Annotated in this window: 14 protein-coding genes; 11 read left to right on the top strand and 3 right to left on the bottom strand. The window is 48.4% G+C overall.

The window, feature by feature from the left end:
- The first annotated feature begins 70 nt into the window (after positions 1 to 70).
- From OUY18_RS07615 to OUY18_RS07590, 6 genes are all read left to right on the top strand, one after another.
- Complete coding sequence (locus OUY18_RS07615; RefSeq protein WP_268058165.1) at positions 71 to 994, top strand: alpha/beta hydrolase; 924 nt, start codon at positions 71 to 73, stop codon at positions 992 to 994.
- A 123-nt stretch (positions 995 to 1,117) separates the two neighbouring features.
- Positions 1,118 to 1,879: a ParA family protein gene (locus OUY18_RS07610; RefSeq protein WP_268058164.1), complete on the top strand. Its 762-nt coding sequence runs from the start codon at positions 1,118 to 1,120 to the stop codon at positions 1,877 to 1,879.
- Between the two features lie 5 nt (positions 1,880 to 1,884).
- The gene (locus OUY18_RS07605; protein WP_268058163.1) at positions 1,885 to 2,358 is read left to right on the top strand and encodes a late competence development ComFB family protein; all 474 of its coding nucleotides are present in this window, start codon (positions 1,885 to 1,887) and stop codon (positions 2,356 to 2,358) included.
- A gap of 142 nt (positions 2,359 to 2,500) precedes the next feature.
- Positions 2,501 to 3,466, top strand: a complete 966-nt coding sequence (locus OUY18_RS07600; RefSeq protein ID WP_268058162.1) for a diacylglycerol/lipid kinase family protein — start codon at positions 2,501 to 2,503, stop codon at positions 3,464 to 3,466.
- Positions 3,459 to 4,232 (top strand): phosphatase PAP2 family protein, encoded by a 774-nt coding sequence (locus OUY18_RS07595; RefSeq protein ID WP_268058161.1) that lies wholly within the window; start codon positions 3,459 to 3,461, stop codon positions 4,230 to 4,232. Before OUY18_RS07600 ends, OUY18_RS07595 begins: the two co-directional genes overlap by 8 nt.
- A gap of 433 nt (positions 4,233 to 4,665) precedes the next feature.
- On the top strand, positions 4,666 to 5,985 hold the full coding sequence (locus OUY18_RS07590) for an esterase/lipase family protein (RefSeq protein WP_268058160.1): 1,320 nt from the start codon (positions 4,666 to 4,668) through the stop codon (positions 5,983 to 5,985).
- A 66-nt stretch (positions 5,986 to 6,051) separates the two neighbouring features.
- Here the strand turns inward: OUY18_RS07590 and ilvD are convergent, their stop codons facing one another.
- Entirely contained in the window at positions 6,052 to 7,707 is a 1,656-nt protein-coding gene (gene ilvD / locus OUY18_RS07585) for a dihydroxy-acid dehydratase (RefSeq protein WP_268058159.1), read from the bottom strand.
- A 191-nt stretch (positions 7,708 to 7,898) separates the two neighbouring features.
- On the bottom strand, positions 7,899 to 8,585 hold the full coding sequence (locus OUY18_RS07580; RefSeq protein WP_268058158.1) for a FadR/GntR family transcriptional regulator: 687 nt from the start codon (positions 8,583 to 8,585) through the stop codon (positions 7,899 to 7,901).
- Between the two features lie 325 nt (positions 8,586 to 8,910).
- Between OUY18_RS07580 and OUY18_RS07575 the strand changes: the two genes are divergently transcribed.
- A complete protein-coding gene (locus tag OUY18_RS07575; RefSeq protein WP_268058157.1) occupies positions 8,911 to 10,695 on the top strand; it encodes a methyl-accepting chemotaxis protein in 1,785 nt (594 codons plus the stop codon).
- A gap of 117 nt (positions 10,696 to 10,812) precedes the next feature.
- Here OUY18_RS07575 and OUY18_RS07570 read toward each other — a convergent pair whose 3' ends face one another.
- Positions 10,813 to 11,808, bottom strand: a complete 996-nt coding sequence (locus OUY18_RS07570) for an asparaginase (protein ID WP_268058156.1) — start codon at positions 11,806 to 11,808, stop codon at positions 10,813 to 10,815.
- Positions 11,809 to 11,999: 191 nt separating this feature from the next.
- On the opposite strand from OUY18_RS07570, the gene OUY18_RS07565 reads away from it, so the two are divergent.
- From OUY18_RS07565 to OUY18_RS07550, 4 genes are all read left to right on the top strand, one after another.
- Complete coding sequence (locus tag OUY18_RS07565; protein ID WP_268058155.1) at positions 12,000 to 12,665, top strand: response regulator transcription factor; 666 nt, start codon at positions 12,000 to 12,002, stop codon at positions 12,663 to 12,665.
- On the top strand, positions 12,662 to 13,666 hold the full coding sequence (locus OUY18_RS07560; RefSeq protein ID WP_268058154.1) for a sensor histidine kinase: 1,005 nt from the start codon (positions 12,662 to 12,664) through the stop codon (positions 13,664 to 13,666). Before OUY18_RS07565 ends, OUY18_RS07560 begins: the two co-directional genes overlap by 4 nt.
- Positions 13,667 to 13,769: 103 nt before the next feature.
- On the top strand, positions 13,770 to 14,537 hold the full coding sequence (locus OUY18_RS07555; RefSeq protein ID WP_268058153.1) for an ABC transporter ATP-binding protein: 768 nt from the start codon (positions 13,770 to 13,772) through the stop codon (positions 14,535 to 14,537).
- Positions 14,527 to 16,530: an ABC transporter permease gene (locus OUY18_RS07550; protein WP_268058152.1), complete on the top strand. Its 2,004-nt coding sequence runs from the start codon at positions 14,527 to 14,529 to the stop codon at positions 16,528 to 16,530. Before OUY18_RS07555 ends, OUY18_RS07550 begins: the two co-directional genes overlap by 11 nt.
- Positions 16,531 to 16,596 lie beyond the last annotated feature (66 nt).

Here is a 16,596-nt window from a genome sequence, read left to right as displayed (position 1 = left end):
CCGCCGATAAAGGGCAGGAAACGGTATATACTACTTTTATATTTGGCTCTTTTGAAAGGCGGGTATAAAAATGGCGGTAAACCGATTGATGCGGACTGCGCTGCGGGCTCTTTCCTATACCGAAGTTGATTTGGGAGATCAGTATCAGTTCCAGAAGAAAATAATCAGCATCGCAAATCATCGCCATAAACTGCCGTATAAAGTGTGGGACCATGTCGTTGCTTATGAAAATCATGCCATACCCGTGCGCATTTTTACCCCTTCTGAAAACGAGAGCAAATCCATTCTTCTCTTTTTCCATGGGGGCGGATGGGTAACCGGCTTCATTGACAGCTATAACCGGGTCTGCGCAAGTTTGGCCGAAATGACCGGCTGTACTGTTGTATCGGTTGATTACCGGTCTGCACCGGAATATCGCTTTCCGGCGGCTCCGGAGGACTGCTATCGCGTTGCGCGTGAAATTTTCCTCGATTCCTCCCTGTTTCAAACGGAAGCGGATCAGATTACGCTTATGGGCGACAGCGCCGGCGGAAATTTAGCCGCCGCTGTGTCCCTGATGGCGCGCGACAGGGGCGAATTTCTTCCGGCGCGGCAGATTCTTCTCTACCCTGCCGCGTACCATGATCACACCGATCGGTCTCCCTACGCGTCGGCGCGGAGCAGCGAAAAGAAATATTTGCTGACTGCAAAACGGATTAACGATTACATGGCGCTGTATATGGCGGACGAAAAGGACTTGCAGAACCCGTATTTTGCCCCGCTGGCATCCAAGGATTTCAGCAACCAGCCGAGCACGCTGATTATTACGGCCGAACACGACCCCCTGCGGGATGAGGCGGAGGATTACGGAAGAAGGCTGGAACAGGCCGGAAATACGGTGGAGGTACACCAAATTCCGAACGCGCTTCACGGATTTTTTACAATGCCCCCGGTTTTTTCACAGGTCAGAGACTGTTATAAAATCATCAATGATTTCTTAAATGCCAAAAAATAGGATAAAGTCAACAAAGCAATAAAAAGAAATCAGTCATAATAATGAAATTATTGTAAGATTGTGTAAAAAATAGTATAATAACAGGAGAATTAGCTTGTGAAATCGCCAAGGGGGATTTATAAGATGTGTAAGGTAATTTCGATATCGAATCAAAAAGGCGGAGTAGGGAAAACAACCACTACCTGCAATTTGGCGGCGGGGCTCAAAAAAAGAGGTTTCCGCGTCCTGATGATCGATCTGGACCCGCAGGGAAACCTCGGTTTTAGTGTAGGAGTTGACACCGATACCTGCGCAACGATTTACGATGTTCTGAAAGGCGACGTAAAAACCCTGTTTGCCATACAGAAATCGGATACGGCTGATCTTATCGTTTCCAGTATCCTGCTGAGCGGTATTGAATTGGAATTTACGAATACCGGAAGGGAATATTTACTGAAAGAAGCCCTTAAGCCGGTTTTGGACCATTACGACTATATTCTGCTGGATACGCCTCCCGCGCTCGGCATCCTGACGATCAATGCTTTTACCGCGTCCAATGCGATTATCGTACCCGTGCTGTCCGATATTTTCAGCCTGCAGGGGATCGGCAAGCTTTATGAAACCGTTGAACGCGTAAAAAAATACTGCAATCCCGACCTGAATATTGCGGGGATTCTGCTTACAAAATTCAACCCGCGAACCCATTTGTGCAAGGAAATCCGCGGTACCGCCGCGATGATCGCGGAGGATTTGAATATCCGGCTTTTTGATACCTACATAAGGAGCAGTGTTGTCGTAAGCGAAGCGCAGTCCATACAGCAGAATATTCTGGATTATTCCCCCCGGAACAATATTGCGAAAGATTATCAGAACTTTACAGACGAACTGTTGACAAAGGAGGCTTAATCGGTATGGCAAAAACCAAAAAAGATATTGATAAGGATTTAATGTATAAAATGCTGATGCCTTCCGGCTCCAAAACCATTAAGGCCGCATCGCCGGAAGAACAGGATAGGGAGGAGCCTTCCTCCGAAAAAGCGGAGGCGGAAGCACTCCCGGAGCAGGAAGCGCCGAGCCCCCACAGGACGATGATGCGCCGGGAGCTTGGGGTTCCGCTTATGGATACCCAGCAAACGGTTCTGGTGAATATTATGGAAAATATCGTGCTCGAAAAACTGGAAGACGCATTAAAGCGATTTCAATGCTGCCGGTGTGACCGCTGTAAAAAAGACATTGTCGCGCTGGCGCTGAACCGGCTTACGCCTCATTACATGGTTTTAATGGAAGGCCAGCCCACGCCCCAGGTAGATACGCAGACCAACGCGGAGGTCGTAACCGCCGTCATTAAGGCGATTTTGGCGGTACGTTCCCACCCGAGACATTAAATACGGCAAGGCATCCCGAAAATGGGGTGCCTTGTTTTTTGGAATTTTCACGAATCCTGCCTGAGGGGAACATATTCTTCATCAATTTATCCATAATAATCCTATTATGAATACGGCGTGAGAGAAAGGTTTTGCAGGCAAGATGGAGAATGAAATCTATTACTGGGGAAAACGGCGGAGACGCGCCAAGCTGATTTTTAATCCTGCCTCCGGTTCGGCAAATGCCTCTCCTGTTCAATTGATGGATGTCATCAGTATGATGCAGGAATGGAAGTTTATTCCCGAGGTATATCTTACGGAACCGGACAGCGATTACGCAAAGATGGTTCAGGACACCCTTGCGCAGGGCGTGAGCCTTTTCGTTGTCTGCGGCGGGGACGGAACGATTTCCGCGGTTGCCAGGGAAATTACGGGTTTGCCTGCTACGCTCGGCATTATTCCGACGGGGACGCAGAACAATATCGCGCTGAGCCTGCATATACCGCAGGATATTCCGTCCGCTATTTCCATTCTCCGGCTTGGGGAACGAATGAAAATCGATATGGGCGTGGCTTCTTATGAAGGCGCTGAAACGCCGTTTCTGGAAGTCTGCTCGGTTGGGCTGATGTCCTCCCTGTTTTCGGCGGGGGATGATATTCAGCACGGGCATTTGGAGCGGGTAGGCGATTTTCTTGCGACGCTTGTTACTTCTTCCCCTTCGAAAATCAAGCTGTCAATGGATGATCGGCGTGAAATTGTCCGGATGGGGCATGTCGTGCTTGTAACAAACATGCCCAACGTTGGGCGCAACTACCGTGTGGGAAATACGGCGGCTTTTAAAGACGGGCTGCTGGATGTTCTTCTTTTTTCCAATCTGAACAAGATGAACCTGCTCGGCTGCGCTTTAAAAGGTTCGGATATCAGCGAAGCGGAGGACCCAAGGGTGGAACATTACCATGTTCATAAGGTGGATATTGAAACGACGCCGCCCATGCAGGTTATGGCGGACAGCAGCGCGCTGGGAACCGGTGCGGTTCATATCGAAATGAAGCGCCGCGCGCTTGCTGTGATGCTTCCGCGCCCTAAAAAAGGAAACAAGCAAACGGGGGAACAAAAGAAAAATGACTGATCATCCTGCACATCCGAAGATTCAGAAATGCGAGCGGCTGATCTGCCGGATCCGGCATCTCCGCCCGTCCGTCTGGCTGCTTGTCATCCTTACCGCGCTTGCCCTCTACGTAACGTTCGTGCCCCATACCTTTTGGAGGCATATCTGGCTTACCATGCGACAGCACTCGGTGCTGCTCGCCATGCTTCTGATTTTTTGCCTTCTGGCGGTTTCGCTGGTGTGGACGGCAGGCCAAAATATAGACGCCTATGTGTTTTCCTTTTTTAACAAACCCGGAAATCGGCCGCGCTGGCTGGACCGCACGATGATGGCATTGACCGAGCTTGGCAACGGCATCGCAACCGTTGTGATCGCTTTGGTCCTGTATTTTGCGGTGAATCCCCATCTGGCCTATGAATTTATATTCGGCACGCTGACGCTCTGGCTTGTTGTGGAAACGATTAAATTTTTAATAAAACGGCCGCGCCCGTTCTCGAAGCTAAAGGATGTCCGGGTAGTCGGTACGCGCGCAAGGGGAAAATCTTTTCCCAGCGGGCATACCGCACAGGCGTTTTATATGGCTACTATGCTGCTTCAGTATTTTAAAGCGAATGTGTTCATTGCGGTCGTTCTTTATGTACTGGCCGCTCTGGTCGGGACGACACGGATGTACATGGGGATGCATTATCCCCGGGACGTACTTGCAGGAGCGATTCTGGGAACCTTCTGGGGATTTATCGGAGTAGTCGTAAATGCCGTGATTTTTAAGGTGATCGGCCTCTATTAAAACCCGTTTTCTTCTTGCAAAAAACCCGCTGTAAATCAAATTTTGCAGCGGGTTTTTGCTTTTTGCGCCAAAATCCGCCGAAAAATTCGCGGCGGATTTCTCCTTTTATTTGGCCTTTTTTCCTTTATAAAGTTGGTTATGATTTTACGGAAATTTCCACATGCATTTATTTATGAGCAATCCTATGGAATAGTTTAAACAATATTGATGAAATGTTTATTTACTTCATCGTAATTCTTTTCTATAATTCTGTTTAGGATATTTTCAAAAAATACATAAGATTCGGCACGAATGTTCTCAGTTTCAAAAAGAAAAAAATGTAAAAATGTAATACCGGTTCCTTTCCAAAAAGAAAGCCTTTGAAACAAAAAGAAAAGATTTTCTATTCCTGAACTTCTGAGAATGTCCAAAAAAAAGAAAAGAGGATTGTGAAATGGTGAAAAGGTCAAAATGCAAAAAACTCGGCGCGCTCCTGTTAACGGCGGCGTTAACACTGTCCGTGTTCCTGCCGTCGACCGTATCTGCGGCGGCGAAAGAAAGTGAATCGCGTCAAAACGATTATCCAATCGTTCTCTGCCACGGCTGCAACGGCTGGGGAAGGGACGAAGCCTTTGGAAGGCTGGCGTTCAACACCAAGTATTACTGGGGCGGAAATGTTGATTTTCAGGAAGAACTGAACGACAGGGGCTTTACAACTTACACCGCTGCCGTAGGCCCGCTCTCCAGCAACTGGGACAGAGCCTGTGAGCTTTATGCGGAAATCAAAGGCGGCACGGTGGACTACGGTGAAGCGCATGCAAAACGCTACGGCCACGCCCGGTTCGGAAGAACCTACAAAGGGTTCGTTAAGGACTGGGGAGCGGAAGATGAAGACGGAAATATCAATAAGATTCATCTGATCGGCCACAGCCAGGGCGGCCAGACGGTAAGGCTCCTGTCCGCGCTTCTCGGAGAAGGCAGTGAGGAAGAAAGAGCGGCGTCCGGCGAAAAGGTAAGCCCGCTGTTCGAAGGCGGACACAGCTGGATAGACAGCGTTACCACGCTGGCAAGCCCGCACGACGGAACAACGCTTGCCGACGTTAAGGGAACAAACAAATTCGCGGCGATTCTCCTTTCGGCGGCCGGCTCAACTCTTGGAAATTTCCAAAATTCAGCTGAAATCTATGATATTAAGCTCGATCAGTTCGGGCTTAAGAGAAAATCCGGTGAAAGCCTGAAGAGCTTCCTGGACAGAGTATTCAAGAGCAGTATGTGGACAAACAGCAAAGACAACTGCGCTTATGATTTAGGCACGGACGGCGCCGTCGTACAGAATCAATGGGTTACGGCCCAGCCCGATACCTATTATTTCTCCTGGGGATGCCTGGGCACGAAGAAAGCGCTTCTTTCACTCGATGGGCATCAGGTTGCCGATCCGCTGATTATGGGCGATAAGAAGCTCTACAATGCACAGTGGGCGGCGCAGGCGGCGTTTATGGGTTCCTACCATCGCAAGGATTATTCCCGTGAAATTCCGGTTATCGATGAGAAATGGTGGCCGAACGACGGCTATGTCAATACGATTTCCGAAAGCGGCCCGCACTACGGTTCCACGGATGTCATCGAAGATTACAATGGCACACCGGAGATCGGCCAGTGGAACTTTATGGGAACAAAACATATTGACCACGAAGATATCATCGGCAGAAACTGGGACGGCGCTTTGGACTTCTTTGTAGAAACAGCCACCATGCTCAGCCAGCTTCCGAAATAATTCATTTTGTAGAATAAAGCAGCCGCCCGGGAACGAACTTCGTCCCCGGGCGGCTTTTTAACAGGTTTATTTGATTTCCAGAATGGCTCCTTTATTGGCGGACGAAACCAGTGAAGCATATCGGGCCAGGGCGCCTTCCGTAATTTTCGGCTTCCTCGGTTTCCAGTTTTCCCTGCGCTTTTTCAGTTCCTCGTCGCTGATAACAAAATTGATGGTGTTTGCCATAATATCAATTTGAATGAGATCGCCTTCCTGTACCAGTGCGATATTTCCTCCGACTGCCGCTTCGGGGGAGACGTGGCCGATTGCCGCGCCGCGGGTTGCGCCGCTGAAACGTCCGTCCGTAATCAGCGCAACGCTGCCGCCGAGCCCGATGCCCATAATCGCAGAAGTGGGATTCAGCATTTCCCGCATGCCGGGGCCGCCCTTCGGCCCTTCATAGCGGATGACAACGACATCGCCGGGTACAATCTTTCCGGAAGTGATGGCTTCGATGGCTTCTTCCTCGCTGTCGAACACCCTTGCCGGGCCTTCGTGCTTCAGCATTTCCGGCGCAACCGCGGAACGTTTGACGACGCAGGAGTCGGGGGCCAGATTTCCTCTTAATACCGCAATGCCGCCTGTTTTGCTGTAAGGATTTTCAACCGGACGGATTACCTCCGGATCGAGATTCACGCTGTCTGCAATATTTTCACCGACGGTTTTGCCCGTGCAGGTAATCAGATCCGTTTGGAGCAGGCCGAGTTTGCTGATTTCCTTCATCACCGCGTAAACACCGCCGGCTTCATTCAAGTCTTCCATATAGGTATGACCTGCCGGTGCGAGGTGGCAGAGGTTCGGTGTTTTATCGCTGATTTCATTGGCGATATCCAAATTTAAAGAGATGCCGCATTCATGCGCAATCGCGGGAAGGTGAAGCATGCTGTTCGTGCTGCACCCGAGAGCCATGTCGATCGTCAGTGCGTTGCGGAACGCGCCTTCGGTCATAATGTCGCGCGGGCGGATATTTTTTTTCAGCAGTTCCATAATCTGCATTCCCGCGTGTTTTGCAAGCTGAAGACGCTGCGAATAAACCGCCGGAATGGTTCCGTTTCCCTTTAAGCCCATACCGAGGACTTCCGTCAGGCAGTTCATGCTGTTGGCGGTATACATGCCGGAGCAGGAACCGCAGGTGGGACAGACCCGGTTTTCGAATTCCAGCAGCTTTTCTTTCGTGATTTTTCCCGCGTGATATGCGCCGGAGGCTTCCGAAACACTGGAAAAGCTGGTCTTTTGTCCGTCCACCCGGCCCGCGAGCATCGGTCCGCCGCTGACAAAAATGGCGGGAATATTCAGGCGCGCGGCGGCCATTAACAGACCCGGGACGTTTTTATCGCAGTTCGGAACCATTACGAGAGCGTCAAACGCATGGGCCAGAGCCATCGCTTCGGTGGAATCGGCAATCAGTTCCCTTGTGATCAGGGAATATTTCATTCCACGATGGCCCATTGCCAATCCGTCGCACACCGCGATGGCCGGAAACACAATCGGGGTTCCGCCGGCCATGGAAACGCCGGTTTTTACCGCCTCAACGATTTTATCCAGATTCATATGCCCCGGAACAATCTCGTTCTGTGAACTGACGATGCCGATCAGCGGCCGTTCCAGTTCCTCGTCGGTTAACCCAAGCGCATGGAACAGGGCGCGCTGCGGTACACTTTTTGTTACTGCATCACTGTTCATTTCGAGCACCTCTTTCTATGTGGTTGTTTAAATTATTATATATTGTATGATGTCTTATGTCAATGAAAAATAAATACTGCACTATCGCAATTCGATGAAATCGAAAGCGCACCGAAGACCGGAGAAGCGGATAAACAAAGCGTCCTATCACCAAACAGGCGGTATGGCGCTTTTGCACGCGGAAAGATTTGTTATTCGTCATCGATGCCGAAGCCGCGCATGGCGTGGATGATATGCAGCTCCATGGCGGTCTTTGCGCCGAGGGCGTCCCGTTTTGCGAGGAATTCCATAATCATCCGGTGGTCATTCAGCGTGTTTTGAACGATGTCCTCTTTTGCATACGATAAAATAACGCCCTTTCCGATCGCCTGATAAAGGATCGGCATCAGCCGGTTCATAAATTCATTGTGGGTCGCCTTGGCAATGGATTTGTGAAACGCCTGTTCCACTTCGGTTCGGTCCAGCTTTTTCAGGATTTGTTCTTCTTCCAGCTTTCCGTAATATAAAATCCGCTCCAGTTCCTTGTCGGTGGCGCGCTTTGCGGCCAAAAAAGCGGACTGGGGCTCGAAAATCAGACGCATTTCGTATAAATCCTTCACATCCATAGGGATTTCGGAAAGTTCCTTCAAAGCAACGGAATCATTGAGAGACGGATTCTTTTTCACGAAGGTTCCTTTGCCGCGCTCAATTTCCAAAACGTTGTGGGCGACTAAAATGCGGATTGCCTCCCGAAGGGTTGTGCGGCTCACCTTTAATTGCGAAGAGAGGTCGTTCTCGTTCGGCAGCTTATCCCCTAAAGAGAATTTTTTATCGATCGTTATCATTGCAAGAATATCGTCCGCAGTGTTTTCAGCAAGACTTTTTCCTTTTTTCTTCATCGGTGAATCTCCTTATTTTCGTTTCTTTCTTATTATAATCTATCAGACATCATTTCTCAATACAGATGTCTGATGTCTGTTTCAATTTTTATTTCTTTATGCAATGATTATAATAGAATTATATAAATTCTATTAAAAATTTCCAATAAATGACGATATTAAAGAGGGGAAAACCTTAAAAAGCGTACTAATACGGAAATTTCCAAAAATCTGCGCGGACTCAAAAAGATTTTATGCAGATTCAATATAGGGTAAAAAGGGGGAGCATGGTTCCGGATTGGCTGCGTGCTCATTTGCTTATTTTATTTACGAAGGAAGCTGAAATATGAAGAACTTTAAAATTTTTAAAAAATTGATGGTGGCCTTTCTTTCCATTTCTTTGATTACGGGAATTGTAGGCGGAATGGGCATCAAAAGTTTGCTGGATATGAAGGCTGCCAGCGATAAGCTTTATAATACACAGACAGGCCCACTGGCGGTAGTATCGGATATTAACCTGAATCTGGAGCGTTTGGACGGCCAGGCCAGGGATTATATATTATATTACGATAAGAGCGATGAGTTAAGCAAAGTAGATGAACTTACCAAGAACTATCAGGCACTTTTTCAGGAAGCCTGCGCAAAGTATGAACCGACCATTGCTTCAAAAGAAAGCAAGGCCCTGTTTACCGAGGCAAAAACGACGTATGAGCAGAAGATGGTCCCGCTGCTCGAAAGTATCGAAAAAAGTGCGAAAAGTGGGAATGCCGGCCAGGCACTCCAGAAATTTGAGGAATATAAAAATATCAACGAACAGGTTACGGAAAATTTCCAAAAGTGCATGGAAAACCGTATCAATGATGCAAAAAAGAACAACGAAGAAAACGCCCGGCTGGCGGACGCAATGATCTTTATGCTTCTGGCAGTTTTGGCTATTGGCTTGGTTGTTTCTGTAATATGGGGCATCCGGCTTGCCCGTTCCCTGAGCAAACCGCTTGGCGATCTGGCCGCGGCCGCCGAAAAAATTGCGGACGGCCATCTGGATGTGGACATCCCCTATGAATCAAGGGACGAAATCGGCGCGGTTTCGAAATCGCTTCTGAAGGCAGCCGACCATTTGAAAACCTATATCCACGATATTTCCAATCATCTGGATTTAATGGCGCAGGGGGACATGACTTCCGATATAACGCAGGAGTATATCGGCGACTTTATCCCGATCAAAAATGCAATGCTCAAGATATCCAATGATCTGAATGAAACGCTTACCGCGATCAGCACTTCCTCCGATCAGGTAAAAAGCGGCGCGGAGCAGGTTTCCGACGGCGCGCAGGAACTGGCGCAGGGCGCAACCGAGCAGGCAAGTTCCGTGGAAGAGCTTGCGGCTTCCACCAATGAGGTTTCGGGTAAGGTTGCACAGAACTCGGAAAATGTACGCCTTGTTACAAACAATGTAAAAGATACCGTCGCGCAGGTAAAGCTCGGAAATGAGCAGATGCAAAACATGCTGGCATCCATGCAGGATATCAGCACCGCCAGCAGTGAGATCGGGAAAATCATTAAGGTGATTGACGATATCGCGTTCCAGACGAATATCCTTGCCCTGAACGCGGCTGTGGAAGCAGCGCGGGCGGGAGCCGCCGGCAAGGGCTTTGCCGTTGTTGCCGATGAGGTGCGCAACCTTGCCAGCAAGTCGGCGGACGCCGCGAAACAGACGACCTCGCTGATCGAAGGCTCCATCCAGAGCGTTCAGAAAGGTTCGGAAATAGCAAACCTGACGGCAAAGGGCTTGCAGGAGATTGCCGATAAGGTGGAGGACGTAGGCCGGACGATTCTGGAGATTGATACGGCGTCCTCCGAACAGGCCGCCGCGATTCAGCAGATTTCACAGGGCGTCGATTTGATGTCCTCCATTGTGCAGACGAATTCCGCTACCGCGGAGGAAAGTGCGGCGGCAAGCGAAGAACTTTCCGCTCAGGCGGACCTGCTCCGTAAACTGGTAGGAAAATTTCAACTGAAGGGCAGCAGCAATACATATGTGCCGGATACCCCGGAAAACACGGAGAATTACGAAGAAACTCCGGCGGCTGAGCCGGAGGAAAACAGCGGGTTTTACGGCCAAAAATATTAATTTCACAGGATAGCAAAGCGCCCATACACCAACCGGTGTATGGGCGCTTCTGTACGTAATATAGGAGAATCGATTGTTTCTGTAATTCCGGTTACGGGAGCAGTCCGTTTCTAATCGTTATGTAATGTTGATTTCCCCAACGTAATTCGTTGTGAAAATCCGCTTGATATCCTCCGGCCTGTCCGTTTTCCCAAGCGCCCACATCAGCTTTGTGACGGCGGCCTCGGTGGTCATGTCAAACCCCTGCACAACGCCGCTCTTTAATGCTTTCCGACCGGTTTGGTAAATCGTAAAGTCGCTGCGCTCATACAGGCATTGGCTGCAAACCACAACAGAGATTCCGCGCTCTACGGCTTTCTGTAATTTGGCGATTAAATCGCGGCGGACAAAGTTCAGGCCGCCCGCGCCGAAGGCTTCAATGACAATCCCTTTGTAGTTCATTTTCAAAAGCATATCGAAAATTTCCGGATTCAGTCCGGGCGTAAGCTTAATCAGAAATACGCGGTCGCACAGGCTGTCTTCCAGCGAAAAATCTCCGTCTGTCTGCGGCAGGACGGATTCGTTCAATTCCAGCCCGTTCGCGTCGATGGTTGCCGCGTAAGGGCAGTTAACGCTTTCAAACGCGTCGAACCCGGTAGTCCGCACCTTTACCGCCCGAGCGCCTAAAATCACCTTGCGGTTAAAGGCAACGTACACGCCCGGTATCCCTGTGCTGGCCATTGCAAAGGCGCAGCGAAGGTTTTCCACGCCGTCCGTCAGCGGATGACGGATGGGAAGCTGGGAACCGGTAATCACCACGGGGATGGGCAGATTCCGCAGCATAAACGACAGTACCGAGGCGGTGTAAGCCATGGTGTCCGTACCGTGCGTTAAAACGATGCCGTCATAATTTTGGTATTCGCGGGCAACCGTTCGGGCAATGCACTGCCATTCCTCCGGCTGGATATTCGAACTGTCCAGCTGGAACAGGTCCTCTGTTTTTATATCGTATTCAGCTGTAAGTCCGCCGAGAAACGCCGCCAGCTTTCCGCTGGTGAGCGATGGGGCAAGACCCTCATCTGTCGGTTCGGAAGCGATTGTTCCCCCGGTGGTAATCAACAGTATTTTTTTCATTCCGGCCTCCTGATTTCGCAGCGGTTACGTAAAATTCCGTCTATTATCCTATCATGATTGCGGTTCAAAGTAAAGAAGCTGCGGGGAGAAAGAAAACCGGTGGGTGATTGCTTGATTCGCCGGGATAAACTATAATAATATAAATCTATAATTGAGATAATTTCAAAGAAATAAGAAAGAGGCTGATTTGCTTGCCTACTGTTTTTATTGTTGAAGACGATGTAAAAATCCGCAATGAATTAAAGCGGCTGCTCGAAAAGTACGGGTATGCCTGCGCCGCGTCGGATGATTTTGCACATATGCCGGAAATCATCCTCCGGGAAAATCCGCAGCTTATTCTGCTGGATATCAATCTGCCGGTTTACGACGGTTACCATATTTGCAGGGAAATCCGCCGCCAAAGTGAAATTCCGATTATCATTGTTACCAGCCGGGACAGCGAAATGGACGAGCTGATGAGCATGAACCTTGGGGCGGATGATTTTATTACCAAGCCGTATAATACCCAGATCCTTCTGGCGCGGATATCCTCCGTCCTGAAACGGGTTTATCATTCCGAACCGGCAAGCGTGCTTTCGCACCGGGGGTTGGAGTTGGACTTATCCAGAAGTATCGCCCGCTGTCGGAATAACGAAGCGGAGCTGTCTAAAAATGAACTCCGTATTTTACATCTGCTGATGCGCAATAAGGAACATATTATCTCCCGCGAAGAACTGATGAATGACCTTTGGCAGTCGGAGGAATTCGTGGACGACAACACGCTCACGGTAAATATCAACCGCCTGCGCCGGAAGCTCGAGGAAATCGGAGTGCACAATTACCTGATTACCAAACGGGGACAGGGGTACATGGTATGAAATTCTATGAATTCTTAAAGGATAAAATCTTTGCCGTCCTTTTCGTCATCCTTTCGTCCCTGTTCGCGCTGACTTTAATGAATATGCTTGCTGTCGGTGCTTACGCGGCGGGATTTATCACCGGCCTTTTCCTGCTGGGGGAAGCCGCCGCGCTGGGCATGGAATATTTCCAGAAAAGGACGTTCTATAATAAACTGCTGAAAAGCCTTGAGAAGCTGGATAAAAAGTATCTGCTTTCCGAAATACTGGACGAGCCGTCTTTTTTGGAAGGAAAGATTCTTTGCGAAACCGTAAAAACGACCAATAAGGCAATGAATGATGAAATCGCCCGCTACCGCCTTGCTTCGCAGGAATACCGGGAATATATTGAAACCTGGGTCCATGAGGTAAAAACGCCGATTTCCTCGAGCAAACTGATTATTGAAAACAACCGCAACGAAACAACGCTCAACTTGAATGAGGAACTGTCCAAAATCGAAAACTACGTGGAACAGGCGCTTTTTTATTCCCGCAGCAACACGGTTGAAAAAGATTATGTCATTAAACAGACGACACTGAAAGAACTGGTAAATTCCGCCCTGAAAAAGTATTCCACCTTGCTGATTGAGAGCAAGGTTCATGTGGAGACGTCCGCGCTCGATAAAATCGTGTTTACCGACGTAAAGTGGACGGACTTTATGATCGGGCAGATTCTGATGAATTCCATTAAATATCGCAAAGGGAATCCTTATCTGAAAATTTGCGGACTGCAGAACGCGAACAGCGTAACGCTGATTCTCGAGGATAACGGAATCGGCATCCCCAAAAAGGATTTGGGGCGCGTCTTTGAAAAGGGATTTACCGGTGAAAACGGGCGAAGAACGGCAAAGTCAACCGGAATCGGGCTGTATCTTTGCAAAAAGCTGTGCGATAAATTAAACCTCGGCATTTCCATCGCCTCCACTGAAAATTCCGGCACGATGGTGTCCCTGGTCTTTCCGAAAAGCAATATGTATCTGTAACCGGAACCTTACAAAAGTGTAAGGAAACCGTAAGATGAATCGATGGTTCGAACCGTACCATTGTATTATACTGTTAATACAATCAAAAAAGGAGAGAAACAGAATGGAGAATATTTTAACGGTTGAACATATTGAAAAATATTACGGCAACAAAGGAAACGTTACAAAGGCGGTTGACGATATCAGCTTTGAAGTGGGAAAAGGGGAGTTCATTGGAATCATGGGCGCTTCCGGAAGCGGAAAGACCACCCTTCTAAACTGCATTTCCACCATTGATACCGCAACGTCCGGGCATATCATCATTAACGGGATGGATATTACCAAGCTGAATCAAAAAAAGCTGTCGCAGTTCCGCCGCGAGCAGCTGGGCTTTATTTTTCAGGATTTTAACCTGCTCGATACGCTGACCGCTTATGAAAATATCGCGCTTGCCCTTTCCATCATCAAAACCGCATCCGGCGAAATTGATGTCCGTGTTCATGAGGTTGCAAAGCAGCTGGAAATCGAGAACGTTTTACAGAAATATCCGTACCAGATGTCCGGTGGCCAAAAACAGCGCGTTGCGTCCGCCCGGGCAATCGTAACAAACCCCTCCTTGATTTTGGCGGATGAGCCGACCGGCGCGTTGGATTCGAAATCCTCGCGCATGCTACTGGAAAGCTTTGAAACGCTGAACCGGAATCTGGACGCCACGATTCTCATGGTTACTCACGACGCGTTTACCGCAAGCTACTGCCACCGCATCCTGTTTATTAAGGACGGGAAAATTTTCGATGAGATTATCCGCGGCGAAAGCACCCGCAAACAGTTCTTTAACCAAATCATTGAAGTTGTAACCCTGCTCGGAGGTGACAATTCCAATGTTCTGTAAGCTTGCTTTAAAAAATGTAACGAAAAGCATTCGGGATTACACCGTTTATTTCTTAACCATGACCTTTGGGGTATGTCTGTTTTATATGTTTAACGCGATTGACTCGCAGACAGCCATGCTCCAGCTCAGTTCGTCGCAGTACGACAGCATTCAGGCGCTGACAAAGATGATTGCCTACGTATCGGTTTTTATCTCCGTTATCCTCGGCTTCCTGATCGTTTATGCAAACCAATTCTTAATAAAGCGGCGCAAAAAAGAGCTTGGCATTTATATGACGCTCGGAATGGAAAAGGGAAAAATTTCGCAGATGATCGTTTTCGAAACCCTTTTAATCGGACTTTTCGCCCTTGCAACCGGTCTGGTCGTCGGCATTTTTGCCTCTCAGGGGCTGAGTGTTGTTACCGCAAAATTGTTCGAAGTAAATCTGAAAGCCTTTACATTTACTTTTTCGATAAACGCATTCTATAAAACACTGCTTTACTTCGGAATTATTTTTCTGATTGTTATGGTCTTTAATACCGTTTCGATTTCCAAGCTGAAATTGATCGACATGCTTATGGCCGGGAAAAAGAATGAAACCTTGAAAATCAAAAAGTTATCGGTTTCCGTCTTCCTGTTTTTTATTTCGGTTATCTGTCTGGGTATCGCCTATCATTTGATTATTAAAAACGGTATGATGCAGTTTAATGACATGTTTGCCGCTTCGATCATCCTGGGCTGCATCGGTACGCTTCTTTTCTTCTTTTCCCTTTCCGGCTTTTTACTTCGTGTGGTGCAGATGAATAAAGGTCTGTATTTTAAAAACTTAAATATGTTCATCCTGCGGCAGATCAATTCGAAGATCAATACCACCTTTGTTTCGATGTCGGTCATCTGCATTATGCTTCTGATCACGATCGGGACGCTTTCGACCGGTATGGGGCTTGCCAATGTTCTGACCAAGAGCCTGAACGAAACGACCCCTTACGATATTTCTTTAAAATGCGTTGCGAACAAGGATAGGCCGAATATCGGAAATATCGCCGAAAATTTGAGGAATGACAAAGTCGATTTGAACCGTTATCTAAAGGGATATACGCAAATAACCGGCTACAGCTCCAATATCAAATACGGCGAGATCTATGACGCGGATAAGATTCCAAAGTATTACGGAAACTTTAAGGACCTGCAAAAGATGCCAGCCGGCATTCTGTCGGTTTCCGATTACAACAATGCGGCGGTTTTGCAGGGGAAACCCGTTATCACCCTGAAACCCGATGAATTTGCGATAAACTGTACGGTAAGCCAGTTCACGCCGGCGATTAAATCCTTTCTCAATCAAAACGGGAAAGTGAAGCTGAACGGCACAGACCTGACCTACGCGAAAAATGGGATGCAAACATTATGCCTTTTCACTACGTATTCACAGCAGGATATCGGTACGCTGATCGTGCCGGACGATCTGGTAAAAGGATTGAAAGTGGAAACAGCGGTGCTGAATGTGCAATATAAGGCTGGAATCAACGAACAGGAATTTACGAAGCTTCTGGACGCAAAACGCGGTTCGCATCCGAATTGGCCCTTTGACCAGATGATTTCGAAAGCCGGGGTGTATGAAAATGCCGCCGGACTGAGGACGATCATATCCTATCTGGCAATCTATATCGGGCTGGTATTCCTGATTACCAGCGCGGCCGTTCTTGCCCTTCAGCAGCTTTCCGAAGCGTCGGACAATACGGAGCGCTACGGATTGCTCCGGAAATTAGGCGCGGAGGAGAAGATGATCAACCGCGCACTGCTGGGACAAATCGGAATTTATTTCTTTATCCCGCTGTCCCTTGCCCTTGTTCATTCCGCAGTGGGAATCCATGTGGCCAATAATCTGGTTGCCGTTCTCGGCCACCTGGACATTTTGGGGAATACTTTATTTACCGCTGCTCTTTTCCTTCTGATCTACGGAGGCTATTTCCTTGCAACCTATTTTGGCAGCAAAAATATGATTCAGCAAAAGTAAACAGTGATCGAACAGCCGCCGCCAAGGCGGCTGTTGTTTTTTACAGGGAAAAAATATATAATGGGA

Source organism: Caproiciproducens galactitolivorans, assembly GCF_026672255.1.
In the GTDB taxonomy this organism is placed as follows: Bacteria; Bacillota; Clostridia; order Oscillospirales; family Acutalibacteraceae; genus Caproiciproducens; species Caproiciproducens galactitolivorans_A.
Note: the sequence above shows the minus strand (reverse complement) of the source record. Positions and strands in the feature narration are given on the sequence as shown.

Bases quoted from the DNA above. Each gene is read 5' to 3' on its own strand.
- OUY18_RS07615 (WP_268058165.1), top strand. From the start codon at position 71: ATGGCGGTAAACCGATTGATGCGGACTGCGCTGCGGGCTCTTTCCTAT.
- OUY18_RS07610 (WP_268058164.1), top strand. From the start codon at position 1,118: ATGTGTAAGGTAATTTCGATATCGAATCAAAAAGGCGGAGTAGGGAAA.
- OUY18_RS07605 (WP_268058163.1), top strand. From the start codon at position 1,885: ATGGCAAAAACCAAAAAAGATATTGATAAGGATTTAATGTATAAAATG.
- OUY18_RS07600 (WP_268058162.1), top strand. From the start codon at position 2,501: ATGGAGAATGAAATCTATTACTGGGGAAAACGGCGGAGACGCGCCAAG.
- OUY18_RS07595 (WP_268058161.1), top strand. From the start codon at position 3,459: ATGACTGATCATCCTGCACATCCGAAGATTCAGAAATGCGAGCGGCTG.
- OUY18_RS07590 (WP_268058160.1), top strand. From the start codon at position 4,666: ATGGTGAAAAGGTCAAAATGCAAAAAACTCGGCGCGCTCCTGTTAACG.
- ilvD (WP_268058159.1), bottom strand. From the start codon at position 7,707: ATGAACAGTGATGCAGTAACAAAAAGTGTACCGCAGCGCGCCCTGTTC.
- OUY18_RS07580 (WP_268058158.1), bottom strand. From the start codon at position 8,585: ATGAAGAAAAAAGGAAAAAGTCTTGCTGAAAACACTGCGGACGATATT.
- OUY18_RS07575 (WP_268058157.1), top strand. From the start codon at position 8,911: ATGAAGAACTTTAAAATTTTTAAAAAATTGATGGTGGCCTTTCTTTCC.
- OUY18_RS07570 (WP_268058156.1), bottom strand. From the start codon at position 11,808: ATGAAAAAAATACTGTTGATTACCACCGGGGGAACAATCGCTTCCGAA.
- OUY18_RS07560 (WP_268058154.1), top strand. From the start codon at position 12,662: ATGAAATTCTATGAATTCTTAAAGGATAAAATCTTTGCCGTCCTTTTC.
- OUY18_RS07555 (WP_268058153.1), top strand. From the start codon at position 13,770: ATGGAGAATATTTTAACGGTTGAACATATTGAAAAATATTACGGCAAC.
- OUY18_RS07550 (WP_268058152.1), top strand. From the start codon at position 14,527: ATGTTCTGTAAGCTTGCTTTAAAAAATGTAACGAAAAGCATTCGGGAT.